This is a genomic window from Bacillus pumilus (assembly GCF_003431975.1).
Classification (GTDB): domain Bacteria; phylum Bacillota; class Bacilli; order Bacillales; family Bacillaceae; genus Bacillus; species Bacillus pumilus_N.
The window spans coordinates 2,767,079-2,793,935 of the sequence record NZ_CP027116.1 but is presented as its reverse complement, the minus strand read 5'-3'; the positions used below and the strand labels follow the sequence as shown (position 1 = coordinate 2,793,935).

At 41.8% G+C, this 26,857-nt stretch carries 22 protein-coding genes; 21 read left to right on the top strand and 1 reads right to left on the bottom strand.

What is annotated here, in order from left to right:
- The first annotated feature begins 77 nt into the window (after window positions 1–77).
- The 7 genes from dnaE (at window position 78) to C5695_RS14395 (ending at window position 10,509) form a co-directional block, all read left to right on the top strand.
- Window positions 78–3,413 carry a DNA polymerase III subunit alpha gene (gene dnaE / locus C5695_RS14425; protein ID WP_117731315.1) on the top strand — a complete coding sequence of 1,112 codons (3,336 nt, stop codon included), beginning with the start codon at window positions 78–80 and terminating at the stop codon, window positions 3,411–3,413.
- A 141-nt stretch (window positions 3,414–3,554) separates the two neighbouring features.
- On the top strand, window positions 3,555–4,787 hold the full coding sequence (locus tag C5695_RS14420; RefSeq protein ID WP_117731314.1) for an NADP-dependent malic enzyme: 1,233 nt from the start codon (window positions 3,555–3,557) through the stop codon (window positions 4,785–4,787).
- A 305-nt stretch (window positions 4,788–5,092) separates the two neighbouring features.
- Window positions 5,093–5,968 (top strand): acetyl-CoA carboxylase, carboxyltransferase subunit beta, encoded by an 876-nt coding sequence (accD, locus tag C5695_RS14415; protein WP_117731313.1) that lies wholly within the window; start codon window positions 5,093–5,095, stop codon window positions 5,966–5,968.
- Window positions 5,953–6,930 carry an acetyl-CoA carboxylase carboxyl transferase subunit alpha gene (gene accA / locus C5695_RS14410; RefSeq protein ID WP_117731312.1) on the top strand — a complete coding sequence of 326 codons (978 nt, stop codon included), beginning with the start codon at window positions 5,953–5,955 and terminating at the stop codon, window positions 6,928–6,930. Before accD ends, accA begins: the two co-directional genes overlap by 16 nt.
- 342 nt (window positions 6,931–7,272) lie before the next feature.
- Entirely contained in the window at window positions 7,273–8,232 is a 960-nt protein-coding gene (pfkA, locus tag C5695_RS14405; protein ID WP_012010865.1) for a 6-phosphofructokinase, read from the top strand.
- A 27-nt stretch (window positions 8,233–8,259) separates the two neighbouring features.
- Entirely contained in the window at window positions 8,260–10,020 is a 1,761-nt protein-coding gene (gene pyk, locus C5695_RS14400) for a pyruvate kinase (protein WP_117731311.1), read from the top strand.
- A gap of 99 nt (window positions 10,021–10,119) precedes the next feature.
- Window positions 10,120–10,509, top strand: coding sequence for an FxsA family protein (locus tag C5695_RS14395; RefSeq protein WP_117731310.1), 390 nt, complete (start codon window positions 10,120–10,122; stop codon window positions 10,507–10,509).
- Window positions 10,510–10,535: 26 nt separating this feature from the next.
- Here the strand turns inward: C5695_RS14395 and ytvI are convergent, their stop codons facing one another.
- Window positions 10,536–11,654, bottom strand: a complete 1,119-nt coding sequence (ytvI, locus tag C5695_RS14390; RefSeq protein ID WP_117731309.1) for a sporulation integral membrane protein YtvI — start codon at window positions 11,652–11,654, stop codon at window positions 10,536–10,538.
- Between the two features lie 100 nt (window positions 11,655–11,754).
- Between ytvI and C5695_RS14385 the strand changes: the two genes are divergently transcribed.
- The 14 genes from C5695_RS14385 (at window position 11,755) to nrdR (ending at window position 26,783) form a co-directional block, all read left to right on the top strand.
- Window positions 11,755–12,219, top strand: a complete 465-nt coding sequence (locus tag C5695_RS14385; protein ID WP_007501699.1) for a DUF441 domain-containing protein — start codon at window positions 11,755–11,757, stop codon at window positions 12,217–12,219.
- A gap of 376 nt (window positions 12,220–12,595) precedes the next feature.
- Window positions 12,596–13,714 (top strand): citrate synthase, encoded by a 1,119-nt coding sequence (citZ, locus tag C5695_RS14380; RefSeq protein WP_008346063.1) that lies wholly within the window; start codon window positions 12,596–12,598, stop codon window positions 13,712–13,714.
- A 148-nt stretch (window positions 13,715–13,862) separates the two neighbouring features.
- Window positions 13,863–15,134: an NADP-dependent isocitrate dehydrogenase gene (icd, locus tag C5695_RS14375; protein WP_117731308.1), complete on the top strand. Its 1,272-nt coding sequence runs from the start codon at window positions 13,863–13,865 to the stop codon at window positions 15,132–15,134.
- 34 nt (window positions 15,135–15,168) lie between these two features.
- Window positions 15,169–16,107, top strand: coding sequence for a malate dehydrogenase (gene mdh, locus C5695_RS14370; RefSeq protein ID WP_034661844.1), 939 nt, complete (start codon window positions 15,169–15,171; stop codon window positions 16,105–16,107).
- 187 nt (window positions 16,108–16,294) lie between these two features.
- Window positions 16,295–17,023: a response regulator transcription factor gene (locus C5695_RS14365; RefSeq protein ID WP_117731307.1), complete on the top strand. Its 729-nt coding sequence runs from the start codon at window positions 16,295–16,297 to the stop codon at window positions 17,021–17,023.
- Window positions 17,016–18,758, top strand: coding sequence for a two-component system histidine kinase PnpS (gene pnpS, locus C5695_RS14360; protein WP_117731306.1), 1,743 nt, complete (start codon window positions 17,016–17,018; stop codon window positions 18,756–18,758). Before C5695_RS14365 ends, pnpS begins: the two co-directional genes overlap by 8 nt.
- A gap of 255 nt (window positions 18,759–19,013) precedes the next feature.
- Window positions 19,014–21,653 carry a DNA polymerase I gene (gene polA / locus C5695_RS14355; protein WP_117731305.1) on the top strand — a complete coding sequence of 880 codons (2,640 nt, stop codon included), beginning with the start codon at window positions 19,014–19,016 and terminating at the stop codon, window positions 21,651–21,653.
- A gap of 28 nt (window positions 21,654–21,681) precedes the next feature.
- Window positions 21,682–22,515 carry a DNA-formamidopyrimidine glycosylase gene (mutM, locus tag C5695_RS14350; protein ID WP_117731304.1) on the top strand — a complete coding sequence of 278 codons (834 nt, stop codon included), beginning with the start codon at window positions 21,682–21,684 and terminating at the stop codon, window positions 22,513–22,515.
- A 171-nt stretch (window positions 22,516–22,686) separates the two neighbouring features.
- Entirely contained in the window at window positions 22,687–23,319 is a 633-nt protein-coding gene (ytaF, locus tag C5695_RS14345; protein WP_003216274.1) for a sporulation membrane protein YtaF, read from the top strand.
- 14 nt (window positions 23,320–23,333) lie between these two features.
- Complete coding sequence (coaE, locus tag C5695_RS14340; RefSeq protein ID WP_117731303.1) at window positions 23,334–23,939, top strand: dephospho-CoA kinase; 606 nt, start codon at window positions 23,334–23,336, stop codon at window positions 23,937–23,939.
- A 172-nt stretch (window positions 23,940–24,111) separates the two neighbouring features.
- Window positions 24,112–25,134: a glyceraldehyde-3-phosphate dehydrogenase gene (locus tag C5695_RS14335; protein WP_117731302.1), complete on the top strand. Its 1,023-nt coding sequence runs from the start codon at window positions 24,112–24,114 to the stop codon at window positions 25,132–25,134.
- 234 nt (window positions 25,135–25,368) lie between these two features.
- Window positions 25,369–25,749 carry an adenosylmethionine decarboxylase gene (gene speD / locus C5695_RS14330; protein WP_003216492.1) on the top strand — a complete coding sequence of 127 codons (381 nt, stop codon included), beginning with the start codon at window positions 25,369–25,371 and terminating at the stop codon, window positions 25,747–25,749.
- 184 nt (window positions 25,750–25,933) lie between these two features.
- A complete protein-coding gene (locus C5695_RS14325; protein ID WP_117731301.1) occupies window positions 25,934–26,320 on the top strand; it encodes a cytosolic protein in 387 nt (128 codons plus the stop codon).
- Between the two features lie 4 nt (window positions 26,321–26,324).
- On the top strand, window positions 26,325–26,783 hold the full coding sequence (nrdR, locus tag C5695_RS14320) for a transcriptional regulator NrdR (RefSeq protein WP_003216720.1): 459 nt from the start codon (window positions 26,325–26,327) through the stop codon (window positions 26,781–26,783).
- The last annotated feature ends 74 nt before the right edge of the window (window positions 26,784–26,857 follow it).

Below are 26,857 nucleotides of genomic sequence, written 5' to 3'. Positions count from 1 at the left end.
AAAGAAAGAACATTTGTTTCTCATCGCATCGCGTTTTATAATGAAAGAATGACTTTAGACGAAAGGAGTGGATTAGCATGTCTTATGTTCATCTTCAGGTCCACAGTGGATACAGCTTATTAAGCAGTGCAGCAAAAGTAAAGGAGCTCGTGCTGAAAGCGAAAGAACTTGGCTGCAAGGCGCTCGCTCTTACCGATGACCATGTGATGTATGGAACGGTTGAATTTTATAAGGAATGTAAAAAACATGGCATCAAGCCGGTCATCGGTTTAACAGCTTCTGTCTTCATAGATGAACAAGAGACAGAGGCTTATCCCTTAGTGCTCCTTGCGAAAAACAATGAAGGCTACCAAAACTTGATCAAAATCAGCAGTGTGCTGAAATCAAAATCAAAAGCGGGACTGAAAGAAAAATGGCTGAAAAGCTATCACCGCGGACTTATTGCCATCACCCCAGGCGTTTCCGGTTACATTGAAACGCTGCTTCAGCATGATCAGCTAGAAGAAGCGCAAGATGCAGCGAAACAATTGAAACAAATTTTCGGTGAGGGACACGTGTATATCGCGCTTCAGCCATTTCAGCAAGACGAATCGCTGACCGGTAAACTTAGGGACATCTCAAAAAGCGTGGAGATCCCACTTGTTGCGACAGGGGATGTCCATTACATCAACCTGGAAGATCAAACGGCCTATACGTGTTTAAAAGCCATTAAAGCAGGGCAGAAGCTCTCAGAGATTGAGGAAGACAAAGGAGAAAAGCATTTCAGAACCTTCGAAGAAATGAAGGAATGGTATGCGGAAGATGCGGAGCTGCTGACAAGAACGGTGGAGATCGCAGACCGCTGTGAAGTAGATTTAAATCTTGGGCAGACAAAACTCCCATCCTACCCGACTCCTGATCAATCAACTGCAGATCAGTTTTTACGCAAGGTGTGCACAGAAGGAATGAAGCAAAGGAAGATTGCTTCAAATGACGCGTATGTAAAAAGACTTGAGTATGAACTGAGCATTATCCAAAAGATGAATTTCAGTGATTATTTTCTCATCGTGTGGGATTTTATGAAGTATGCGCACGACCAAGGCATTGTTACAGGACCAGGAAGGGGATCGGCAGCAGGGTCACTTGTTGCCTACGTTCTGTTTATTACAGATGTTGATCCCCTTCGTCACGGTCTGTTATTTGAGCGTTTTTTAAATCCTGAGCGAATCAGTATGCCGGATATTGATATTGATTTCCCAGACACAAGAAGAGATGAAATCATCTCTTATGTAAAAGACAAATACGGAGATATGCATGTGGCGCAAATTGTCACGTTTGGAACACTTGCAGCAAAGGCTGCTTTAAGAGATGTTGGACGTGTAATGGGAATTGATTCAAAGGCAGCAGACCGTCTTGCAAAGCTGATTCCATCAAAGCCAGGAACGACGCTGAAAGAAGCAGTGACTGCATCGCCTGAATTAAAAACAATGCTCCAGCAATCTGAAGAGCTCCGGCAGGTCTTTCAAACCGCTTTAAAGGTAGAAGGCTTGCCAAGACATACATCGACACATGCAGCCGGCGTTGTACTAAGCGAGGAGCCGCTAACAGAGGTCGTTCCCATTCAAGACGGCCATGATGGTGTGTATTTAACGCAGTACGCCATGAATTACTTAGAAGATCTCGGACTTTTAAAGATGGATTTCTTAGGACTTAGAAACTTAACCTTAATTGAATCCATTAAAAACCAGATTGAAAGACAGGAAAACGTCCACATTAACTTTAGTGACATTTCATATGAAGATCAAAAAACGTTTGAACTGTTATCAGCAGGAGATACAACAGGGATTTTCCAGCTAGAATCACAAGGAATGCGTCAAGTGCTGAGACGTCTGAAGCCGTCTAGTTTAGAAGACATTGTGGCGGTCAATGCCCTCTATCGCCCAGGTCCAATGGAGAATATCCCGCTTTTCATCGACCGAAAGCATGGCAGAGTTAAGGTTTCTTACCCGCATCCTGATTTGTATGACATTTTAAAGGACACATATGGGGTTATCGTCTATCAGGAGCAAATCATGCTGATTGCAGCGAAGATGGCTGGTTTTCAGCTAGGTGAGGCCGATCTATTAAGAAGAGCTGTTTCAAAGAAGGATAAAAAGGTCCTTGATGAAGAGAGAAGCCATTTTGTTGAAGGATGCCTAAAAAAGGAGTATCCTGTTAACATTGCAAATGACGTTTATGACTTAATCGTCAAATTTGCAAACTATGGTTTTAATAGAAGCCATGCTGTTGCATATAGCATGATTGGCTTTCAGCTTGCTTATTTAAAAGCGCATTATCCGTTATATTTTATGTGCGGACTTTTAACGAGTGTGATTGGAAATGAAGACAAAGTCGCTCAATATTTCTATGAGGCAAAGGAAAAAGGGATATCTGTGTTGAAGCCTTCTATTAATAAGAGTGAATTTCCATTTACGGTTGAAAAAGGGGAGATCCGCTACAGCTTAAGAGCGATTAAAAATGTCGGAGTGTCAGCTGTAAAGGATATATACAGGGCAAGACAGGAAAAGCCGTTTGAAGATTTATTTGATTTTTGCGCAAGAGTTTCACCAAAGAGTGTAAACAGAAAAACGATTGAAGCGCTCATTTTTTCAGGGGCGATGGATGAGCTTTATCCAAATCGTGCTTCGTTATTGGCATCAATAGATATTGCATTAGACCACGTGTCATTTTTAAATCCAGATGATCAGCTCGACTTTCTGGGGGATACAACCTTCTCCATTAAGCCAAAATATGCGGAGATAGAAGAATTGCCGCTTGTCGATCTCCTGCAATTTGAAAAAGAGGCACTTGGACTATATTTATCAAATCATCCTGTACAAGCGTACCGAGATCGCTTAAGAGAGAATGGTGCAGTGGATATCATCAGGCTTTCTTCCTATATAAAGCGAAATGTCTCAATGGGTGGTCTTTTGACAAAAGTGAAATCGATTCGAACAAAAAATGGTCAATCGATGGCATTTGTCACATTTGGGGATGAAACGGGAGAAATGGAAGGCGTCGTCTTTCCAGAGCAATTTAGAAAGCTGTCCCCCTTACTTGAGGAGGGCGCCATGCTTTATGTTGAAGGCAGAATAGATGTCAGAAATGACAGCAGCCAAATCATCGTGCAAGAAGCCGTTCTGCTTGAAGAGATGGGCACAAAAAGAAAAGAGTCTGTCTACATTCGGGTAAAAGAAGAAAACCATACGCAGGAGCTGTTAGAGCAAGTAAAACGAGTGATCTCGATGCATAGCGGAGAAGCGGATGTCTATTTGTATTATGCGAAGCAGAAAAAGACAGTGAGACTCCCAGATGCATACAAAGTTCATGCAGATCATGCAGTGATTTTCCAATTAAAAGAGCTGCTCGGTGACCAAAATGTTGTGATTAAATGATGACAAATCGTCTAAATATGTTTTACAAATTTACCTATTGTGTTATCATTTTAAAGATTCTGTGTATTTAAAACTGCCAGTATGTGCTTATCAACTTAGCAATTCATTAAATCATTTTCCACTTGAAGGAGTGTTCATCACATGTCATTAAGAGAAGAAGCATTACATATGCACAAAGAGAATCAGGGCAAACTTGAGTCGAAATCAAAAGTACAAGTGAAAAATGCCAAAGACTTGAGCTTGGCTTACTCACCTGGTGTAGCAGAACCATGTAAAGATATTTATGACGACACAAGCAAAGTGTATGATTATACAATGAAAGGCAATATGGTCGCTGTTGTCACAGACGGAAGTGCTGTTTTAGGGCTTGGAAATATTGGTGCAGAAGCATCTCTTCCAGTCATGGAAGGAAAAGCTGTATTATTCAAAAGCTTCGCTGGCGTAGATGCCTTCCCAATCGCGCTTGCGACAAACGATGTAGACAAAATCGTTGAAACAGTAAAACTTCTTGAGCCAACGTTTGGCGGTGTCAACCTTGAAGATATTGCAGCGCCAAACTGCTTCATCATCGAAGAGCGCTTGAAAAAAGAGACCAACATTCCAGTCTTCCACGATGATCAGCACGGGACAGCGATTGTCACAGTAGCAGGACTTGTGAATGCACTGAAACTGTCTGGAAAATCAATGTCTTCCATCAAAGTGGTGGCAAACGGCGCTGGAGCAGCGGGAATTGCAATTATCAAGCTTCTATATCATTTCGGTGTACGTGATATCATCATGTGTGATACAAAAGGCGCAATTTACGAAGGCCGTCCGAACGGGATGAATTCAGTGAAAAACGAAGTTGCTAAATTCACAAACCAAGATCGCAAAGAAGGTTCATTAGAAGAAGTCATTGAAGGCGCAGACGTCTTCATCGGGGTTTCGGTAGCAGGTGCTTTAACAAAAGAAATGGTAGGAAAAATGGCAAAAGATCCTGTCATCTTCGCTATGGCTAATCCAAATCCAGAGATCATGCCAGAAGATGCACATGCAGCAGGCGCAAGTGTTGTAGGGACTGGCCGTTCTGACTTCCCGAACCAAGTGAACAACGTACTGGCATTCCCAGGGATTTTCCGCGGAGCATTAGATGTACGTGCGACACACATTAACGAAGAAATGAAAATTGCAGCCGTTGAAGCGATTGCTTCTCTTGTTTCAGATGATAAATTGTCAGCTGAATACGTCATCCCTGAACCATTTGATGCACGCGTAGCACCAGCGGTAGCAAAAGCAGTAGCAAAAGCAGCAATGGAAACTGGCGTTGCAAGAATCAAAGTCGACCCAGAAGCAGTCGCTGAAAAAACAAGAAAATTAACGATTATCGGCGAATAATGATCTGGAAAAGTGTGCACGTTCTTTCTGAAATTAGTGGAAAGACGTGCACCATTTCCACTCTTACGCGAAAATTTTTTCATCCGGAATGATAATTTTTTTGTAGACGTTCACAATTCACATATATCAACTGCTCAGCGCCCCAAACACATACTCATTTCTCATCAATTCCCCACTGAAAAAATTGAATGAAGGATGACAGCGTTTGACAAAAAAAGTACAATAGTTTCGGTACAGTAATGACATGTCCTATAATAGTGGATGTGCGTGTAAAGAAAAAACCCTTCAAAAAGGGAGGTAGTCATTTGTCAATCAAGAATATTTTCAGTAAAAAGAAAAAATATGCTTCTGTACCCTCTGAACAAGCAAGCCAAGATGTGCCAGAAGGCATCATGACCAAATGTCCGCAATGTAAAAAAATAATGCTCACCAAAGAACTAGATAAAAATTTACGTGTTTGCATGAATTGCGGCAGACATTTGCAAATGAATGCAAAACAACGTATTGAAAGCCTTGTAGATGAAGGCACATTTGAAGAATTTAACGGGCATCTGATTTCAGAAAACCCACTCGGTTTCCCAGGCTACGAAGAAAAGCTTGAGAAAGACAGAGAAAAAACATCTTTGAATGAAGCCATTGTCACAGGTAAAGGTGAAATTGAAGGTCAGCCTGCTGTGATCGCTGTCATGGATGCCACGTTCCGTATGGGCAGCATGGGCTCGGTTGTTGGTGAAAAGATCACACTTGCGATCGAGAAAGCAAAAGCGGACAAGGTGCCATTTATCATCTTTACTGCATCAGGCGGAGCGAGAATGCAAGAGGGGATTCTCAGTCTCATGCAGATGGCAAAAACAAGCTCAGCATTAAAGCTGTTCAGTGAGGACCAAGGTTTGATTATCTCTGTGATGACGAACCCAACAACTGGCGGTGTGTCAGCTAGTTTCGCGTCACTCGGTGATTACAACTTTGCAGAACCCGGTGCTTTAATTGGGTTTGCAGGTCGTAGAATCATTGAACAAACAATTCGTGAAGACCTGCCAGAGGACTTCCAAACGGCTGAATTTTTATTGAAGCATGGACAGCTTGATGCTGTGATTCATCGTGCAGAGATGAAAGAAACACTAGGCCGAATCTTAGCATTACACAGCACAGGAGGTGAACGAGAGTGGCTGGAGAACTAGAATTTGAAAAACCTGTCATTGAACTTCGAGCGAAAATTGATGAACTGAAAAAGTTCACACAAAACTCAGAAATGGATTTAAGTGCAGAAATTGAGCGTCTTGAAACACGTCTGAGTAAACTTGAAGCAGACATTTATACAAATTTAAAGCCGTGGGACAGAGTCCAGATTGCTCGTCATGCGATGCGCCCAACAACTCTCGATTACATTCAAGAGCTGTTTGACAACTTTTTCGAGTGTCACGGTGACCGTTTTTATGGCGATGATGAAGCGATCGTTGGAGGAATTGCCACGTTTAAAGGGCTTCCTGTCACGGTGATTGGCCATCAGCGCGGTAAAGATACAAAAGAAAACTTGCGCCGTAATTTCGGAATGCCTCATCCAGAAGGCTACCGTAAAGCGCTGCGCTTGATGAAACAAGCAGATAAATTTAATCGTCCGATCATTTGCTTTATTGATACAAAAGGAGCTTATCCTGGTAAAGCAGCTGAAGAACGCGGGCAAAGTGAAGCAATTGCGAAAAACCTATTCGAAATGGCAGGACTTCGTGTACCGGTTGTCTGTATTGTCATTGGAGAAGGCGGAAGTGGCGGCGCACTAGGCTTAGGCGTAGGAAACCACCTATACATGCTAGAGAATTCAACATATTCAGTGATTTCACCTGAAGGTGCAGCAGCACTGCTCTGGAAGGACTCATCACTTGCGAAAAAAGCTGCAGAATCAATGAAAATTACGGCTCCAGACCTAAAAGAATTAGATATTATAGATGATGTTATTAAAGAAGTGCAAGGTGGAGCACACCGAGACGTGAAACAACAAGCAGCCTACATTGAAAAAACATTAAAACAGTCACTTACATCTTTGCTCAAACTAACACCTGAAGAACTAGTCGAACAAAGATATCAAAAATACAAAGCAATCGGGAAAGTGTCGATTGAAAATCAATATATTGGGGTAAACTAAATAAACGTACAGCCTTTTTGGCTGGCGTTTATTTTTTTTCATCTTTTTTCATGAAAAACGTCCTCGTGTAAGCGCTATTTGAAAATAATTTTCTTTTGTTTTCATAAATTTTGAAACGTCTGAAAACCTTGATGTGATGGGCTTTAGAGGGCATGTCCGTTCCTGTTTTTGAAACAATTGTTTTCAAGACTTTCTTAACTTTTGTTTAAAAACAGTTTATTTAATTGTATAATAAGTACGGTTTTAGAAATTCGTATTGAAAACATCCGGTTTTGCTCATGATTGTTTTCAAGCAGTGGAAATGGTATGTTTAATTCATATATGGTCTCTGAGGTGAAAAAGATGAAGCGTATAGGAGTTTTAACGAGCGGTGGGGATTCCCCAGGAATGAATGCAGCTGTGCGCGCAGTTGTAAGGAAAGCAATTTACCATAATGTTGAAGTTTACGGTATTTATAATGGATATTCAGGTCTAATTAACGGTAAAATTGAAAAACTCGAAATAGGTTCAGTAGGCGATATCATTCATCGTGGAGGAACAAAACTTTACACGGCAAGATGTCCTGAATTCAAGACAGTTGAAGGCCGTGAAAAAGGCATTGAGAACTTAAAAAAATTCGGTATTGAAGGACTTGTTGTGATTGGTGGAGACGGTTCATTCATGGGAGCGAAGAAACTAACTGAGCTCGGTTTTCCATGTGTAGGTGTCCCTGGCACAATCGACAATGATATTCCAGGTACTGATTTCACTATTGGTTTTGATACAGCACTAAATACTGTCATTGACGCCATTGATAAAATTCGTGATACAGCCACATCTCATGAACGTACATACGTAGTGGAAGTAATGGGAAGACATGCTGGTGATATTGCTCTTTGGTCAGGTCTTGCGGGCGGAGCCGAGTCTATTTTGATTCCTGAAGCAGACTATGACATGGATGAAATTATTGCAAGGTTAAGAAGAGGACACGAGCGTGGCAAGAAGCACAGTATCATCATCGTCGCAGAAGGTGTAGGCAGCGGTGTTGAATTTGGGAAGCGGATCGAAGAGGAGACAAGCCTCGAAACCCGTGTATCTGTCTTAGGACATATTCAGCGCGGAGGTTCTCCAAGTGCATTTGACCGAGTACTGGCAAGCCGTTTAGGAGCATACGCAGTAGAACTTCTTCTTGAAGGAAAAGGCGGACGCTGTGTAGGTATTCAAAGCAACGAACTCGTTCACCATGATATTTTAGATATCTTAGATAAAAAACATACAGTCGATCAAAATATGTACCGACTTTCACAAGAGCTCTCTATATAAAACGAGAAGACCTTAGGAGGAACAGTAATGAGAAAGACAAAAATCGTTTGTACAATCGGTCCAGCAAGTGAAAGCATTGAAAAGCTGACTGAATTGATTGAAGCAGGAATGAATGTATCAAGACTAAACTTCTCTCATGGAGATTTTGAAGAGCATGGTGCACGCATCGAAAACATTCGCAAAGCGGGAAAAGCATTAGGCAAGGACATTGCGATCCTTCTTGACACAAAAGGTCCAGAGATCCGTACACGTACAGTTGAAAACGGCTCAATTGAGCTAGTCGCTGGTACAGATCTTATCGTGAGTATGGAAGACATTGTTGGAAATACGGAAAGAATTAGTGTGACGTACGAAGATTTAATTCATGATGTAGAAGTGGGCTCAACGATTTTATTAGATGATGGCCTTATTGGTTTAGAAGTAAAAGAAATAAACATGGACCGCAAAGAAATCGTCACAAAGGTCATGAATACAGGCACTCTCAAAAACAAAAAAGGTGTAAACGTACCAGGTGTAAGTGTGAACTTGCCAGGTATTACAGAAAAGGATGCCAATGATATCCTGTTTGGAATTGAACAAGGCGTTGATTTCATTGCAGCTTCTTTTGTGAGACGAGCTTCTGATGTTCTTGAAATTCGTGAGCTTCTTGAAAAGAATAATGCGGCTGACATTCAAATCATTCCTAAGATTGAAAACCAAGAGGGTGTTGATAACATCGATGAAATCCTTGAGGTATCAGATGGCTTGATGGTTGCACGTGGAGATCTTGGTGTAGAGATCCCGGCAGAAGAAGTACCTCTTGTACAAAAGATGCTGATCAAAAAATGCAACCGTTTAGGTAAACCAGTCATCACAGCTACTCAAATGCTGGACAGCATGCAGCGTAATCCTCGTCCAACTCGTGCGGAAGCTAGTGACGTGGCAAATGCCATTTTTGATGGCACAGATGCGATTATGCTTTCTGGTGAAACAGCAGCAGGAACATATCCAGTAGAAGCTGTACAAACAATGCACAACATTGCTTCTCGTTCAGAAGATGCACTCAACTATAAAGCGATTCTTTCTCGTAGAAGCGAAGAAGTAGATGTCAGCATTACAGATGCGATCGGTCAATCTGTTGCACATACAGCAATGAAGCTTGACGTAGCAGCGATTGTGACACCTACAGAAAGCGGTCATACAGCGAGAATGATTTCAAAATATAGACCAAAAGCACCAATCGTAGCGGTCACTGCAAACGAATCAGTAGCAAGAAAGCTGTCTCTTGTATTCGGTGTATTTGCAAAGAGCGGATCAAAAACAACGTCTACTGATGAAATGCTTGAGAATGCAGTCGAGAAATCGATTGAAACAGGCTATGTGAGACATGGCGATTTAATCGTCATTACAGCAGGTGTGCCAGTTGGGGAAACAGGTACTACGAACTTAATGAAAGTATATGTTGTCGGTGACATCATTGCGAAAGGTCAAGGTATTGGCCGTAAATCTGCTTTTGGACCGGTTGTCATTGCACAAAGTGGAAAAGAAGCAGACGAAAAAATGTATGATGGTGCGATCCTAGTCGCAAACTGTACAGATCGTGACATGATGGGGGCTCTTGAAAAAGCATCTGCCTTGATCACAGAAGAAGGCGGCTTAACAAGCCATGCAGCGGTCGTTGGGCTAAGTCTTGGCATCCCAGTCATTGTCGGTCTTGACAGCGCCACAACATTGCTAAAAGAAGGCGAAGAGATTACAGTAGATCCGGCTCGCGGAGCGATCTACAAAGGCCGTGCAAGCGTCCTTTAAACCATACACGAGGGGAGTTGTCTGACTCCTCTCTTTTTTTATGTTACACTAAAAAAAGTAAACAGCTTTTGATGAAAGATACCTCATGAGGTGATATGGTTGAAAAAATATTTTCTACTATTATTGATTGTGTTCCCTGCAGTGGAAATTAGTTTATTTTTAATATCAAGTAAAATGATTGGCATTTTGCCAACGATGCTGTTCATCGTGCTTACGAGTGCACTAGGTGCTTATTTTGCAAGAAAACAAGGAATCGAAGCCTTTCAAAAAGTACAGAGAGATTTGCAGTATGGCAAAATGCCAGGGGCAGCGATTGTCGATGGTCTGTGCATTCTTGTTGGCGGACTGCTACTGCTCATTCCAGGCTTCTTAACGGATCTTATTGGGGCATTGCTGCTCATACCCATGACGAGAAAGCAAGTCAAGCCGCTTTTTGAACGCTGGCTCAGAAACATGTCTAATCGCAATCGCTATACGATTATTCGCTAAAGAGACCTTAATACTCAAGGTCTCTTTTACTTTTGCATGCCATACCGAATGTATTGATAGATATCCCTGAAAACACCTGCATTACGGAATGCCTGCCATACGACAAGAGAAGCAGGGCCGATCACAAGTCCGAGAAAACCAAGCCATTTTAACCCGACAAATAGTGCCACAAGCGTTGCTAAAGGATTAAGACCAATGGACTTGCTTAAAACCTTTGGCTCTGATATTTGTCTTTGAATAAGCACGACAATGTACAAAATACCTAGCCCGATGGCGAGTGAAAGGTTTCCTGTCATGGCAGAGTAAATAATCCACGGCAGAAAAACAGTGCCGCTTCCGATATAAGGAAGTAAATCAACAAGTCCAATACATAAAGCAATCACAAGTGCATGTTCGACTTTTAAGATAATCAGCCCAATGAGCACGATGCCGATCGTCATCGCAACTAGCAAAAGTTGCGCTTTCATAAAACCGGTAATGGCTTTTTTGATTTCAGATAAAATGGCGCGTGTATGCTGCATCCATTTTACGGGAAAGATACGAGAGCCATATTTTTTTAGCGTAAACCAATCTTTTGTGATAAAAAAAGTCGCCAGTGCAGAAAACAAAAGGGTCGCTGCTGCATCAGGCAAAAGACCTAAAAAAGCCGGGATGAGCTCGAGTGTTTTTGAAAGAAAAGTCCCTATTTTTGCAGCAGCTCCATCACCAAGTGCTTGGATTTGTCCCAAAATTGATTCCTTTTGACCTGCTTGAAGCGTATTGAATTGGGCGGTTACATCATGGTACAAAGGTAGAATCTTATCTGTAAAAAAACGTTCGACAATACCAATCATTTGATCAAGATGACCAGGCAGAATCTTTGCCAAATAAGCACTTCCTGAAATGATTTCTGCCACTAAGAGTGTGATGAAGCCGGCTGCTGCCACTAAAAAGAGCAATAGCACAATAACGACAACAAATCCTCTCGGCATCCCTGTGATCTCTTCTATTTTGCATACAGCAGGATGAATCAAGCAGGACACAATAAGGGCAATCCAAAAAGGATACAAAAACGGAAAAGACTGATATAAAAAGACAACCGCAAATACGGCAATGCTGATCATCATCAAACTTCTTAGAAAAATGGCCATATAGGTGTGATTCACACAATCCCCTCCAAAAAACAAGCATGTCCGATACTTCATTTTATTCAAAAAGATTAGTAATATGAAAAGGTCGCAATAAAAAGAAAGGAAGGGGCGGCACATGTTTACTCAAGCAAATTTATTTTTAGTTCTTTTACTTGTGATTGCACTTATTGCAAAAAACAATTCGTTAATTTTAGCGGTTTCTGTGCTGATTGCGATTAAGCTGATCGGTCTGGATCAAAAGATTTTCCCGGTTCTCCAATCAAAAGGTATCAATTGGGGTGTCACTGTCATTACAATTGCTGTTCTTGTCCCAATTGCAACGGGTGATATTGGATTTAAGCAGCTTGGAGAAGCCATGAAATCTTCTTATGCTTGGATTGCGCTTGGAGCGGGTATATTAGTAGCACTTATTGCAAAAAACGGTATTGTGCTACTCGAAAATGATCCGCATATCACGGCAGCGCTTGTGTTCGGAACGATTTTAGCAGTCAGCTTATTTAAAGGTGTGGCTGTCGGTCCGCTGATCGGAGCAGGAATCGCTTATTTGGCGATGCAGGCTGTGAAATTTTTCAGCGGTTGAAAAGAGAGTGGTTCATGCCACTTTCTTTTTTAACTTTTTTCTTGCGTGAGCTTTTGCAAAAAAACATAATTAAATATATTAAAAGAAGTAAAATCCCTTTATTCCATGCCTGATATGGGGGACTGGAAAAAAAAATATCAAAAAAAATTATAGTTAAACATTTAACAAATGTCTGATTATTGTTTATAATGGGAATAGGCTTAATTTTGAACTCATTGATCACACAAGAGATATGAGGCTAAAAGCGCCCTAACCGTATAGGTAAATGTAAGCATTTTCTTTTCTGAACGTGCCGACTTATTCGGATTGGATAGCGCTTTCAAAAAGTGAGAATTCTGCAACGAAGGGGAATCTTTTTAAAAAGGGGAGATTGAACATGACAGCAACAAGAGGTCTTGAAGGTATCGTGGCAACAACTTCATCCGTAAGCTCAATTATTGATGATACTCTTACTTACGTAGGGTACAATATCGATGATTTAACTGAAAAAGCTACTTTCGAAGAAATTGTCTACCTGTTATGGCACTTAAAGCTGCCGAATGAGCAAGAGCTGAGCGAGTTAAAACAGCAGCTCAACGAAAATGCTCACATTCCGCAAGAAATCATTGAGCACTTTAAATCGTATTCGCTGGATGGGGTTCATCCAATGTCTGCGATTCGTACAGCGGTATCCTTACTAGGTTTACTAGATGACGAATCAGAGATTATGGACAAAGAAGCGAATTACAGAAAAGCCATTCGCTTACAGGCGAAAATTTCAGGATTAGTCGCTGCGTTTTCACGCATTCGAAAGGGACTTGAACCTGTACAGCCAAAAGAAGAATACAGCTATGCTGCGAACTTCTTGTATATGCTAAATGGTGAAGAGCCGTCACCAGTAGAAATTGAGGCAATTGATAAGGCACTCATTCTACATGCAGATCATGAATTAAACGCATCGACATTTACAGCACGTGTATGTGTTGCTACACTATCAGATATCTACTCTGGTGTAACAGCGGCTATCGGTGCGCTGAAAGGACCACTTCATGGCGGAGCCAATGAAGGCGTAATGAAGATGCTTTCAGAAATTGGAGAAGTTGAAAACGTAGATTCCTATATTCATGGTAAGCTAGAGAAGAAAGAAAAAATCATGGGTTTTGGCCACCGTGTATACCGTCAAGGTGACCCGCGTGCAAAGCATCTAAAAGAAATGAGCCAGCGTTTAACAAACCTTACTGGCGAGCCGAAATGGTATGAAATGTCTGTCCGCGCAGAGGAAATCGTGACATCAGAGAAAAATCTGCCACCAAATGTTGATTTTTATTCTGCATCTGTATATCACAGTCTTGGGATTGATCATGACTTGTTTACACCAATTTTCGTGATCAGCCGATTCTCTGGATGGATTGCTCACATTCTAGAGCAGTATGACAACAACCGTCTCATCCGTCCAAGAGCTGACTACATTGGACCTGATCTACAAACGTTCGTTCCGATCAGTGAAAGAGACTAATGTTTATAGAATAAGCGGGGGCTGATCCTCAGGAAGGCCAATCAGCCTCCATATCAACAAAAACGAATCATGTGAAAAACTTCTTCGCTTGCAGACATCAAGCCAAGAAGTTTCAAATATTCACTACATAACCTGGGAGGTAATATCATTGTCACAAGGCGAAAAAATTACAGTTACTGGCGGCGTATTGAATGTACCAAATAATCCAATTATCCCGTTTATCGAAGGGGACGGAATCGGTCCTGACATTTGGAAAGCAGCATCAAGAGTGCTTGAAGCAGCTGTAGAAAAAGCATATAAAGGCGAAAAGCAAATCACTTGGAAAGAAGTATATGCAGGTGAGAAAGCTTATAATAAAACTGGAGAATGGCTTCCTGAGCAAACACTTGAAGACATTCGTGAATACTTAATTGCAATCAAAGGACCACTGACAACACCAATTGGCGGAGGAATCCGCTCATTAAACGTCGCACTTAGACAAGAGCTTGATTTATTCACATGCTTACGTCCAGTTCGCTGGTTCCAAGGCGTACCGTCTCCTGTGAAACGTCCAGAAGACACAGATATGGTGATCTTCCGTGAGAACACAGAAGATATCTATGCTGGTATCGAGTATGCACAGGGTTCAGACGAAGTGAAGAAGTTAATTGATTTCTTGAAAAACGAATTAGGTGTAAACAAAATCCGTTTCCCAGAAACATCTGGTATCGGAATCAAGCCAGTTTCTGAAGAAGGAACTTCTCGTCTTGTCAGAGCGGCTATTCAATATGCAATCGACCAAGGCCGTAAGTCTGTAACGCTTGTTCACAAAGGAAACATCATGAAATTTACAGAAGGTGCTTTCAAAAACTGGGGCTACGAAGTAGCTGAAAAAGAGTTTGGTGACAAGGTCTTTACATGGGCACAATATGATCGTATTGTAGAACAAGATGGAAAAGATGCGGCAAACAAAGCGCAAAGTGAAGCAGAAGCTGCTGGCAAAATTATTGTCAAAGATAGCATTGCGGATATTTTCCTTCAACAAATCCTAACTCGTCCAGCTGAGTTCGATGTTGTGGCAACAATGAACTTAAACGGAGATTACATTTCTGATGCTCTTGCAGCACAAGTTGGTGGAATTGGTATCGCACCAGGTGCGAACATCAACTACGAAACAGGACACGCTATTTTTGAAGCGACTCACGGAACAGCACCTAAATATGCTGGACTTGATAAAGTGAATCCGTCTTCTGTTCTTCTATCAGGCGTGCTTTTACTTGAGCACCTTGGCTGGCAGGAAGCTGCTGATTTAGTGATTCAATCTGTTGAACAAACCATTGCATCAAAAGTCGTCACATACGATTTTGCTAGATTAATGGATGGCGCAACAGAAGTGAAATGTTCTGAGTTTGCTGACGAGCTCATCAAAAACTTGTCTTGATTCTTAAACTTTAAAGTTAAAGGGGAAAAAAGAAATGGCAAACAAGCGTAAAAAAGTATCTGTTATCGGAGCAGGCTTTACTGGAGCAACTACAGCATTTCTAACGGCTCAAAAAGAATTGGCGGACGTCGTATTGGTCGATATCCCGCAGCTTGAGAACCCAACAAAAGGGAAAGCACTTGATATGCTGGAAGCAAGCCCTGTTCAAGGCTTCGATGCAAACATTACAGGAACTTCTAACTACGAAGATACAGCCGGTTCTGATGTCGTGGTCATTACGGCGGGAATTGCTAGAAAGCCGGGAATGAGCCGTGACGATCTCGTGTCTACAAATGAAAAAATCATGCGCAGTGTGACACGCGAAATCGTTAAATATTCTCCAGAAGCAATCATTGTTGTGTTAACAAACCCTGTTGATGCAATGACGTATGCAGTTTATAAAGAATCAGGATTACCAAAAGAAAAAGTGATTGGACAATCGGGCATTCTTGATACAGCGCGTTTCCGTACGTTCGTTGCTCAAGAATTAAACCTATCTGTAAAAGACGTGACGGGCTTTGTACTTGGTGGACATGGCGATGACATGGTTCCGCTTGTTCGTTACTCTTATGCAGGCGGTATCCCGCTTGAAACATTGATTCCAAAAGATCGAATTGATGCAATTGTTGAAAGAACAAGAAAAGGCGGCGGCGAAATCGTGAACCTATTAGGTAACGGTAGTGCATATTACGCTCCTGCTGCTTCACTAGTCGAAATGGTTGAGGCGATCCTAAAAGATCAGCGACGCGTCATGCCGACGATTGCTTACCTTGAAGGTGAATATGGCTACGAAGGCATTTACCTAGGTGTACCAACAATCGTAGGTGGAAATGGTCTTGAGAAGATCATCGAGCTTGAACTGACAGAAGAAGAAAGAAGTCAGCTTGACCGTTCTGTTGAATCTGTAAAGAACGTCATGAAAGTATTGTCTTAATATGAATAAAAAAGAAGGCTTCTCTTATGAGGAGTCTTCTTTTTGTTTACAAAACCAATCTTGTCGAAATTTTAAATTGTTCTCTTGTTAAGCTTTCGTTAAAATGAAAGAGAAAGCATGACTTCTCGCTTTTCACATAAGATACAAAAAAACGGATGCAGGGGAAATCACTAATTGGAGGCACAACATGAATAAAAAAATATTAGTTGTGGATGATGAAGAATCGATTGTAACACTTCTAAGCTATAACCTTGAAAGAGCGGGCTATGATGTCGTCACAGCAAGAGACGGGGAAGAAGCGCTTGAAAAAGCAGCAAGTGAACAGCCTGACCTCATTGTGTTAGATTTAATGCTTCCGAAGATGGACGGCATTGAAGTGTGCAAACAACTGAGAATTCAAAAAATGATGTTCCCTATTTTAATGCTGACAGCAAAGGACGATGAATTTGATAAGGTGCTCGGCCTTGAACTTGGAGCCGATGATTACATGACAAAGCCATTCAGTCCTAGAGAAGTGGGTGCTCGGGTGAAAGCCATTTTGAGAAGAGCACAGCAATCTCAGCCTGCCCCCACGCAAGAGGAGAAGGAAGAGATCATTGCAGACCAAATCAAAATTGGTGAACTGCGCATTTTACCAGAACACTACGAAGTCTATTTTCAGGAAGAACGTCTAGAGCTCACGCCAAAAGAATTTGAACTGCTGCTTTATTTGGCGAAGCATAAAGGACGAGTCCTGACGCGGGATTTATTGCTAAGCGCTGTGTGGAATTATGATTTTGCAGGTGATACACGTATTGTAGATGTCCATATCAGCCACTTGCGGGACAAAATTGAAAAGAACACAAAAAAACCAACATATATTAAAACCATTCGTGGTCTAGGCTACAAATTGGAGGAGCCAAAGACAAATGAGTAAAATTAGAACCCGTCTGTTTTCGGGACTCATTTTTCTCCTTTTTGTTGTGTTTGTCGCACTTGGTCTTTTCTTGGATCACATGTTCCATGTCTTCTATGAAACAAAATTAACGGAACGAATGGAAAAGGAATCGAGCTTTCTCTTATCTTCCATGAATGGTGATGATCTGAAGGCGGAGCAAAACAAGAAGATCCTTCATCAGGCAAAGCAGCATTTTGATATGAATGCATCGGTTGTGGACTTGAAGGGGAATATCATACATACAACGGGGCAAGCGGAACAAAGAGCCGTCATTCAAAACACACTGGACAATGTACGTCTTCAAACAAAAGGAGTCGTCATTGACGATGAGAAGGATGCACTGTTTCATTATGCAGTTCCGATCCTGAAACAAAATGAACCGGCGGGCTACTTATTCCTTCATGCGTCATACGAGCCGTTAAATGACATTGACGGTCAGCTTTGGCTTGCATTAGCCTTTTGTCTTGGCTCGGCCATTATTATCATTGTCTTCTTTGGGTACCGCATGTCGATGAAGTATGTGAAACCAATTGATTATGCCACAAAGGTAGCCAAACAGCTGGAACGTGGGAACTATGATACGAATAACTATGAAGAACTGATGATTGAAACAAGTGAGCTGAATACTTCAATGAAGCGCCTGGCCATCAGTCTTCAAGAAATGACAAGTGCAGGTGAAATGCAGAGAGACCGGCTGCAAACAGTGATTGAAAATATCGGCGCAGGGATTATTTTGATTGATAAGATGGGCTATATCCACCTAGTCAATCGTACCTTCCGCAAACAGTTTAAGGTGCAAAAGCACATTTACATGCACAAGCTGTATCACGAAGCGTTTACACATGAAGAGATGATTGAATTAATTGACGAAATTTTCATGACAGAGACGAAGGTACGGAAGTTTTTACGTCTAGCCGTTGACATTGAACGCCGCTACTTCCAAGTGGATGGTGTGCCGATTTTAAGTACAGATGATGAATGGAAAGGAATTGTCCTTGTCTTTCATGACGTGACAGAAACAAAGCAGCTGGAGCAGATGCGAAAAGACTTTGTCGCCAATGTATCTCACGAATTAAAGACACCGATTACCTCGATTAAAGGATTTTCTGAAACCTTGCTTGATGGTGCGATTGATGACAAAGAAGCACTGACAGCATTTCTTTCTATCATTTTAAAAGAGAGTGTCAGACTAGAAACACTGATACAAGACTTACTCGATCTTTCTAAAATTGAACAGCAGCACTTTAAGCTGAATATTCAAGAAGCCAATGCAACAGAAATCATTCAAGAGATTGAAGTGCTATTAAAACAGAAGGCTGCAGAAAAAGGTATTCAATTACAAGTGCGTGTCCCGAAAGAACCGGTCTATGTCATGGCAGACCCGCTCAGATTAAAGCAAATCTTCCTCAATCTCGTCAATAATGCTCTTACCTATACACCAGAGGGAGGAAGTGTCACGATCTCAGCAAGACCACGGAAAGATGCCTATGAATTTGATGTAGCAGATACAGGAATCGGTATGAAGAAAAGTGAGATTCCAAGAATATTTGAGAGATTTTATCGAATTGATAAAGATAGAAGCAGGAATTCAGGCGGTACAGGTCTTGGTCTTGCCATTGTCAAACACCTTGTGGAGGCACATGAAGGAACCATTTCAGTCCACAGCAAACAAGGAAAGGGAACGACTTTCACAGTGAGCCTAAAATCGACATAGAGAAAAAAGGAAAGTCACGTTAAAATTTACATGATCTTTACAATGAATTCATGTTTTGTTAATCAATCATTGGTAGGATGAATAGGAACCCCTTCATCCAAGGAGCCAATTTTGGAAGGACGAAAACACTTGTTGTTTTCGTCCCTTTTTTATGCAGGTTCGACTATTTTCTTTTCAAAATAAACTTTGATAAAATGAACATACAATGTGTGAAAGAGACGGCTGAGATCGCACAGCCGATGGAGGATTAAAAATATGACAGATAAAAAGAAATTAGTGCTAGTGGATGGAAACAGTCTCGCTTATCGAGCTTTTTTTGCTTTGCCGCTATTATCAAATGATAAAGGCGTACATACAAATGCCATTTATGGCTTTGCGATGATCTTAATGAAGATGCTGGAGGACGAGAAGCCAACCCATATGCTCGTCGCATTTGATGCGGGAAAAACAACGTTCCGCCACGAGACATTTAAAGAATATAAAGGGGGAAGACAAAAAACCCCGCCAGAGCTTTCAGAACAAATGCCGTTCATCCGTGAATTATTAGATGCCTATCAGGTGAAAAGGTACGAGCTTCCTCAGTACGAGGCAGATGATATTATCGGTACATTGGCTGTCGAGGCAGAAAAAGCCGGCTTTGAAGTCAAAATTTTCTCAGGAGATAAGGACTTAACACAGCTTTCAACAGATCATACGACGGTAGCAATTACGAAAAAAGGGATTACAGAAGTAGAATATTATACACCTGCTCATATTGTAGAGAAATACGGTCTGCGTCCAGATCAAATCATTGATATGAAAGGGCTGATGGGAGATTCCTCAGATAATATCCCTGGTGTGCCGGGTGTAGGTGAAAAAACAGCGATTAAATTGTTAAAGCAGTTTGAAACGGTTGAGAACCTGCTTGAACATATTGATGAAGTGAGTGGCAAGAAGCTCAAGGAAAAGCTTGAAGAATATAAAGACCAAGCCGTCATGAGTAAACAGCTGGCAACGATTCTCTTAGAAGCACCTATTGATGTGTCGAGCAAAGATCTCGCATATGAAGGCCCTCACATGGATCAAGTGATTTCTCTTTACAAAGAATTGGGCTTTCAGACGCTGCTAGAGCGTCTAGGAGAAGCACCAGAAACAGGGGAACCGGTCGAAGTTGAAGCGCTAGAAGTGAAAAAAATGACAGATGTAACAGACGACATGCTGACAGATCATGCGGCCCTTGTGGTAGAACAGCTTGGAGATAATTATCACGAAGCTGATTTAATCGGTTTTGCGATCCATAATGAAAACGGTGCGTTTTTTATCACGAAAGAAGATGCGCTTCAATCAGAAGCATTTAAGGGTTGGGTACAGGATGAGACGAAGAAAAAATGGGTCTTTGATTCAAAAAGAGCAGTGGTCGCCCTCAGATGGCATGGTGTCGATTTAAAAGGTGTGGATAACGATGTCCTGCTCGCTTCCTATGTCGTCAACCCGCAGAAATCCTATGAGGACGTCGCAAGTGTGGCGAAGGAATATGGTCTGAATATCGCTCTATCTGATGAAAAAGTATACGGAAAAGGAGCAAAGCAGGCGGTTCCACCTGAAGATGAGCTGAAAGAACATCTTGGACGAAAAGCAGCGGCGATCTCAGCCTTGCATGATTTAACACTAGAAGCATTAGAAAAAAATGATCAGCATGAACTATATGAAGATTTAGAGCTGCCGCTAGCACTCATTCTAGGCGAAATGGAATCTCTTGGCGTAAAGGTAGATATTGAGCGCCTAGAGAAGATGGGTGAAGAATTAACGAAGAAGCTCAAAGAATACGAAGAAACCATTCACCGTTTAGCAGGAGAAACGTTTAACATCAATTCTCCTAAACAGCTTGGGGTGATCCTATTTGAAAAATTAGGTCTGCCGATTATCAAGAAGACAAAAACAGGCTACTCAACGTCTGCAGATGTTCTTGAAAAGCTGGAAGACAAGCATGAAATCATTCGGTCCATTCTGCACTACAGGCAAATTGGAAAGCTGCAATCGACCTATGTGGAAGGATTAATGAAAGTAACACGCAAGGATACGCATAAAGTTCATACAAGGTTTAATCAAGCACTCACGCAAACAGGAAGATTAAGCTCAACAGATCCAAACCTTCAAAACATCCCGATTCGTTTAGAAGAAGGGCGGAAGATTCGCCAAGCTTTTGTTCCTTCAAAAGAAGGCTGGCTTATGTTTGCAGCAGACTATTCACAAATCGAGCTGCGTGTACTCGCTCATATTTCACAAGATGAGAACTTGATCGAAGCGTTTACTCAAGACATGGACATTCACACGAAAACAGCGATGGACGTGTTCCATGTCTCTGAAGAAGAAGTGACTTCTTCTATGAGAAGGCAGGCCAAGGCTGTAAACTTCGGTATCGTATATGGAATCAGCGACTATGGACTTTCTCAAAACCTTGGAATTACAAGAAAAGAAGCAGCCGCATTTATCGAGCGCTATTTAACAAGCTTCAAAGGCGTGCAAACCTATATGGAAGAAATCGTTCAGGAAGCGAAACAAAAAGGCTACGTCACGACGCTTCTTAAACGCAGACGATATATCCCGGATATCACAAGCCGTAATTTTAATATCAAAAGCTTTGCAGAACGAACAGCCATGAACACACCAATCCAAGGCAGTGCGGCAGATATTATAAAAAAAGCCATGATTGATATGGCACGAAGACTTAAAGAAGAAAACCTTCAGGCAAATCTTTTATTACAGGTGCACGATGAATTGATCTTCGAAGCCCCGAAAGAGGAAATCGCCATTCTTGAAAAGATTGTTCCTGAAGTGATGGAAAACGCACTTCAGCTTGATGTACCGTTAAAAGTTGATTTTGCTTCAGGTCCATCTTGGTACGATGCGAAATAAATAATAGAGAGAAAAAGGAGCGAGGAGCATGCCGGAATTACCAGAAGTTGAAACCGTCCGGCGCACTCTCAAGCGGTTAGTCGAAGGAAAGACGATTGAAACGGTCGATATCAAATGGCCAAATATCATCAAACGTCCTGGGGAGCCGGAAGAGTTCGCAAGAATGATGGTAGGAGAAACCATACAAACCATTGAAAGAAGAGGGAAATTCCTTCTCTTTCATTTAGACCATTACGTGATGGTCTCCCATTTAAGGATGGAAGGGAAATACCGTGTACATGGAGCGGATGAGCCTTATGATAAACACGTACACGTCGTTTTTACATTTACAGATGGGACTGAGCTTCGGTACCATGATGTGAGGAAATTTGGCACGATGCATTTATTTCAGCCGGGTGAAGAGGAAAAAGAACTCCCGCTTTCACAGTTGGGATATGAGCCTTTTGCGGAACAGTTCACTCCTGAGTACTTATGGGAGCAATTGAAAAAAACATCCCGCGTGGTCAAAACAGCGTTACTCGATCAAAAGGTTGTCGTAGGGCTTGGTAATATTTACGTAGATGAGGTCCTGTTTAAATCAGGCATTCATCCAGAAACGAAAGCGAATCAGCTCAGCCTGGAATCATGTAAAGTGCTTCACAAGCAGATTATCGATACGCTTCAAGTAGCGGTAGATGCGGGAGGAAGCACGATTCGTTCTTATATCAATTCACAAGGGGATATTGGGACATTTCAGCTACAGCTTCTTGTTTATGACCGCCGGGGAGAGCCCTGCCAAACGTGCGGAAGCATCATTGAGAAAACAGTGGTCGGAGGGCGCGGCACCCACTTTTGTGTGAGTTGCCAAAAACGTCCTCAATAAAGCTTACATCAGCATGCTTCCTTTTTGATATGCATACGATAAAAAACAATCATTTTCAGCAAGGTGTAGACTGACACACAGCCCACCTGCTCTTCATATAGTGAAGAAGAGTCTAAGGACGCCTAGAGACTCTTGATCATCGTTGCATGAACAGAAAGGAAGAGTTCAGGTATGATTTCGATTTCGCTCCTGTTTTTAGCTATTGCAGTCAGCATCGACAGCTTTTCTGTAGGTTTTACGTATGGGCTTCGCAAAATGAGAATCCCATTTAAAGCCATCGTCATTATTGCATGCTGCTCAGGGATTGTGCTGCTCATTTCTATGCTAATTGGCAGCCTGCTGACGACATTTCTTCCTGTCTCAGTGACCGATAAACTGGGTGGAGGCATTTTAATTGCTATTGGCCTTTGGGTCCTGTATCAATTTTACAAACCAGCGAAAGAGCGTGATTTGCTTCTTCATGAGAAAACATTGCTCAATGTGGAAGTACAATCGCTTGGGCTTGTGATTCACATTTTACGAAAGCCGACAAGTGCTGATATTGACCGTTCTGGGACGATCAATGGAATAGAAGCCGTGCTTCTTGGAATTGCTTTATCCATTGATGCATTTGGCGCAGGGATTGGCGCAGCTATTTTAGGCTTTTCACCAATTGTCATGAGTATCACCGTGGCAGTGATGAGCTCGCTTTTTGTGTGTATCGGGCTGCGTGCCGGTCATTACTTGGCAAATTGGCGCTGGATCGATAAGCTCGCATGTTTACCAGGGCTTTTACTCATATTAATTGGGGTTTGGAAGCTGTAAAAGGAGGAAATCAATTGACGCTTGTCATTGGATTAACAGGCGGGATTGCTAGTGGAAAAAGCACCGTCTCGCAGATGATAAAAGAACAGGGCATCCGGGTTGTGGACGCAGATGTGATTGCGAAAGAAGCGGTAGCCAAAGGAACACCCGCCCTTTATCACATCGTTCAAGCCTTCGGTGAAGATGTCCTCCTGCCAAATGGAGAGCTGAACCGGCAGCAGCTTGGAGCCATTATTTTTTCTGATGAAGAGAAAAGAAAGCAGCTGAATGCGATCGTTCATCCAGAAGTGCGAAAAGAAATGCTCAAGCAGCGTGATGAAGGGATCGACAGCCAAGAAACATTCGTTGTCCTTGATATTCCGCTTTTATTTGAAAGTCAGCTGGAAAGTCTCGTCGACCGGATCATTGTGGTGTATACAACACCAGAATTACAGCTATCACGTCTCATGAATCGAAACGACCTCAGCAAGGAAGAAGCGCTGAACCGGATTCACTCACAGCAGCCCCTTGAAGAGAAATGTGAAAAAGCAGACCGAGTGATAGAAAACACTCAAGATCTCGCTTTTATTAGAAAGCAATTGCAGAACATATTAAACGAATGGGAACATACAGATAAGTAAGAGTACATACACGTACTCTTCTTTTTTTATGCTTTTTTCTTATTTCTCTTGAAAGGAACAGCCCTTTTTAGAAAATATACGTTTATATACTGGCAATTACATTCTAATGTGATATACTAATTTCATAAATAAATTTATTGAGTATAACACATAATAGAGGAGTGACCTGTTCATGAAGGTAAAAGCAGCGATCAATGGGTTTGGCAGAATTGGACGCATGGTCTTCAGAAAAGCAATGCTTGATGATCAAATTCAAATTGTAGCGGTGAACGCAAGCTATCCTGCCGAAACGCTAGCACATTTAATTAAATATGACACAAATCATGGACGTTACGAATGCGATGTGACAGCAGAAGATGACGCACTGATTGTAAATGGAAAAAGAGTGCTTTTGCTCAATAACAGAGACCCAAAGCAGCTTCCATGGGAAGAGCTTGGGATTGATATCGTCATAGAAGCAACTGGAAAATTTAATTCAAAAGATCAAGCGATGGGCCATATAGATGCCGGAGCGAAAAAGGTCGTACTCACAGCTCCAGGTAAAAATGAAGACATTACGATTGTGATGGGTGTCAATGAGGATGATCTTGATCCTGAAAAGCACGTCATTATTTCAAACGCATCTTGTACAACAAACTGTTTAGCGCCAGTTGTCAAACTGTTAGATGATGAATTCGGCATCGACAACGGTTTAATGACAACGGTTCATGCGTATACAAATGATCAAAAAAACATCGACAACCCGCATAAGGATTTGCGCCGGGCAAGAGCATGCGCTCAGTCCATCATTCCAACTACGACGGGTGCCGCTAAAGCGCTTTCTTTAGTGCTGCCGCACATGAAAGGAAAATTGCATGGACTTGCGCTGCGCGTGCCAGTTTCCAATGTATCGATGGTTGACCTTGTGGTCGACTTGAAAACAGATGTAACAGCAGAGGAAGTAAATGCAGCCTTCTCAAATGCATCAAAAACATCCCTAGCCGGTATTTTAGATTACACGGATGAACCACTTGTTTCGACAGACTTTAACACGAACCCTTATTCAGCTGTCGTGGATGGACTGACCACAATGGTGATGGAAGATAGAAAAGTGAAAGTTCTTGCATGGTATGACAATGAATGGGGTTATTCATGCAGAGTAGTGGATCTTGTAAAGTTTGTCGGTTCGCAGATGAAAGAGCTTTCTGCTGTTTGAAATGAAGAAGATGAACGTCCCTTTTCAAGAAATGAGAGAAAATCCCACTAAAAACACAGCTTGCAAAATGGGCCTAAACAAAGTATACTATTTTTCGTGAACTTCTTGTTCGCAGACTCATTCGGGTATACTTAAAGGGTTAGGACCTCTTTGGACTAACTTTCCCCCGTGGTATATGTCCGGTCCGGCTGCTTAGAACTTCACTCTTTCATTCTTGTTTAAGGGGGGTCCATGATGGAAACAATCGGACGTCACGTTATCTCCGAGCTATGGGGATGCGACTGTGATAAACTGAACGACATGGATTTTATTGAAAAAACGTTTGTAAATGCAGCTTTGAAATCAGGAGCTGAAGTAAGAGAGGTTGCTTTTCACAAATTTGCACCTCAAGGAGTAAGTGGAGTTGTCATTATTTCTGAATCTCATTTGACAATTCACAGCTTTCCTGAACATGGTTATGCGAGCATAGATGTTTATACTTGCGGCGACCTAGATCCGAATATCGCAGCAGATCATATCGGAGATGAATTAGGTGCTGAAACAAGAGAAAACATTGAAATTCCTCGAGGCATGGGACCTGTGCAAGTCAAACAGGCACAAGCCAAAGCACTGTAAACATAAAAAAGATCGCAATGGGAGCTGGCCAAAAGCATGGAAATGCCTTTGTGTTATGCTCCTTTTTATATTTGTTTGACGAACAAATCCAACATTCCCCAACTTGCCTATACTTTTGTTCTAGGAAAACAAAGGTTTTTTTTATAAAATAAAGAAGAGGCATTATGGCAAAGGGGATACGTATATGACTTTAGGGCAAAAGTTCAAACGGTTCATGTCAAACCATACAGAAACATCTGACGAGCATCCAGTGTCAGAACTGAAAAGCCATTACTACAAATCGACAAATGCACAGGCTTTACAAGCGGTGGAAGCCATTCTTTCCCGAAACGATTCCTATCAAGTGACATCTGTTTCAGCAGAACGAGGTGAAATCAGCGCAAACATTAGAATGCAGAAAAAAGCCTTTCTCGTGGCGACTGTCATTTCAATTCGTCCTTTTGAAACAGCTGTCGATTTTAATGTGACAACAGAAACGGCCCTGCCAACAGATTTTGGCCATAGTCAAAAGGTCGTTTTGTCCCTTTATGATGAACTAGACAAACAACTTCCAAGAATAGATCGGAGCTGATGAAATGAAATGTCCCACATGTCAGCACCTTGGCACAAGGGTGCTTGATTCAAGACCAGTAGATGAAGGGAAATCCATTCGTCGTAGAAGAGAGTGCGAAAGCTGTCAATATCGCTTTACGACGTTTGAGAAATTAGAAGAATTACCACTCATCGTAGTGAAAAAAGAAGGGATTCGAGAAGAATTCAGTCGTGAAAAGATGCTGAGAGGACTCATTAAAGCGTGCGAAAAGCGTCCAGTCGCTTTAAAGCAGCTGGAGGACGTCTGCTTTAATATCGAAAAAGAACTGCGTAATCAAGGCATGTCAGAAGTGAAAAGTGAGCTTGTAGGTGAAATGGTAATGGACGAGCTGGCAAAAATTGATGAAGTGTCTTACGTCAGGTTTGCCTCAGTTTACCGCCAATTTAAAGATATCAATGTCTTTATTGATGAATTAAAAGATCTATTAAAGAAAGAACGCTAAAAAGAGCTGAAGATTCTTCACGCTCTTTTTCCTGCGTAAAGCGTAAAACGCAAAAAGGGTGTACAATAGAAACA

What these genes read in the sequence shown, in the direction of transcription:
- dnaE (WP_117731315.1), top strand. Translation starts at nt 78, where the DNA reads ATGTCTTATGTTCATCTTCAGGTCCACAGTGGATACAGCTTATTAAGC.
- C5695_RS14420 (WP_117731314.1), top strand. Translation starts at nt 3,555, where the DNA reads ATGTCATTAAGAGAAGAAGCATTACATATGCACAAAGAGAATCAGGGC.
- pfkA (WP_012010865.1), top strand. Translation starts at nt 7,273, where the DNA reads ATGAAGCGTATAGGAGTTTTAACGAGCGGTGGGGATTCCCCAGGAATG.
- pyk (WP_117731311.1), top strand. Translation starts at nt 8,260, where the DNA reads ATGAGAAAGACAAAAATCGTTTGTACAATCGGTCCAGCAAGTGAAAGC.
- C5695_RS14385 (WP_007501699.1), top strand. Translation starts at nt 11,755, where the DNA reads ATGTTTACTCAAGCAAATTTATTTTTAGTTCTTTTACTTGTGATTGCA.
- citZ (WP_008346063.1), top strand. Translation starts at nt 12,596, where the DNA reads ATGACAGCAACAAGAGGTCTTGAAGGTATCGTGGCAACAACTTCATCC.
- mdh (WP_034661844.1), top strand. Translation starts at nt 15,169, where the DNA reads ATGGCAAACAAGCGTAAAAAAGTATCTGTTATCGGAGCAGGCTTTACT.
- C5695_RS14365 (WP_117731307.1), top strand. Translation starts at nt 16,295, where the DNA reads ATGAATAAAAAAATATTAGTTGTGGATGATGAAGAATCGATTGTAACA.
- pnpS (WP_117731306.1), top strand. Translation starts at nt 17,016, where the DNA reads ATGAGTAAAATTAGAACCCGTCTGTTTTCGGGACTCATTTTTCTCCTT.
- polA (WP_117731305.1), top strand. Translation starts at nt 19,014, where the DNA reads ATGACAGATAAAAAGAAATTAGTGCTAGTGGATGGAAACAGTCTCGCT.
- mutM (WP_117731304.1), top strand. Translation starts at nt 21,682, where the DNA reads ATGCCGGAATTACCAGAAGTTGAAACCGTCCGGCGCACTCTCAAGCGG.
- ytaF (WP_003216274.1), top strand. Translation starts at nt 22,687, where the DNA reads ATGATTTCGATTTCGCTCCTGTTTTTAGCTATTGCAGTCAGCATCGAC.
- C5695_RS14335 (WP_117731302.1), top strand. Translation starts at nt 24,112, where the DNA reads ATGAAGGTAAAAGCAGCGATCAATGGGTTTGGCAGAATTGGACGCATG.
- speD (WP_003216492.1), top strand. Translation starts at nt 25,369, where the DNA reads ATGGAAACAATCGGACGTCACGTTATCTCCGAGCTATGGGGATGCGAC.
- C5695_RS14325 (WP_117731301.1), top strand. Translation starts at nt 25,934, where the DNA reads ATGACTTTAGGGCAAAAGTTCAAACGGTTCATGTCAAACCATACAGAA.
- nrdR (WP_003216720.1), top strand. Translation starts at nt 26,325, where the DNA reads ATGAAATGTCCCACATGTCAGCACCTTGGCACAAGGGTGCTTGATTCA.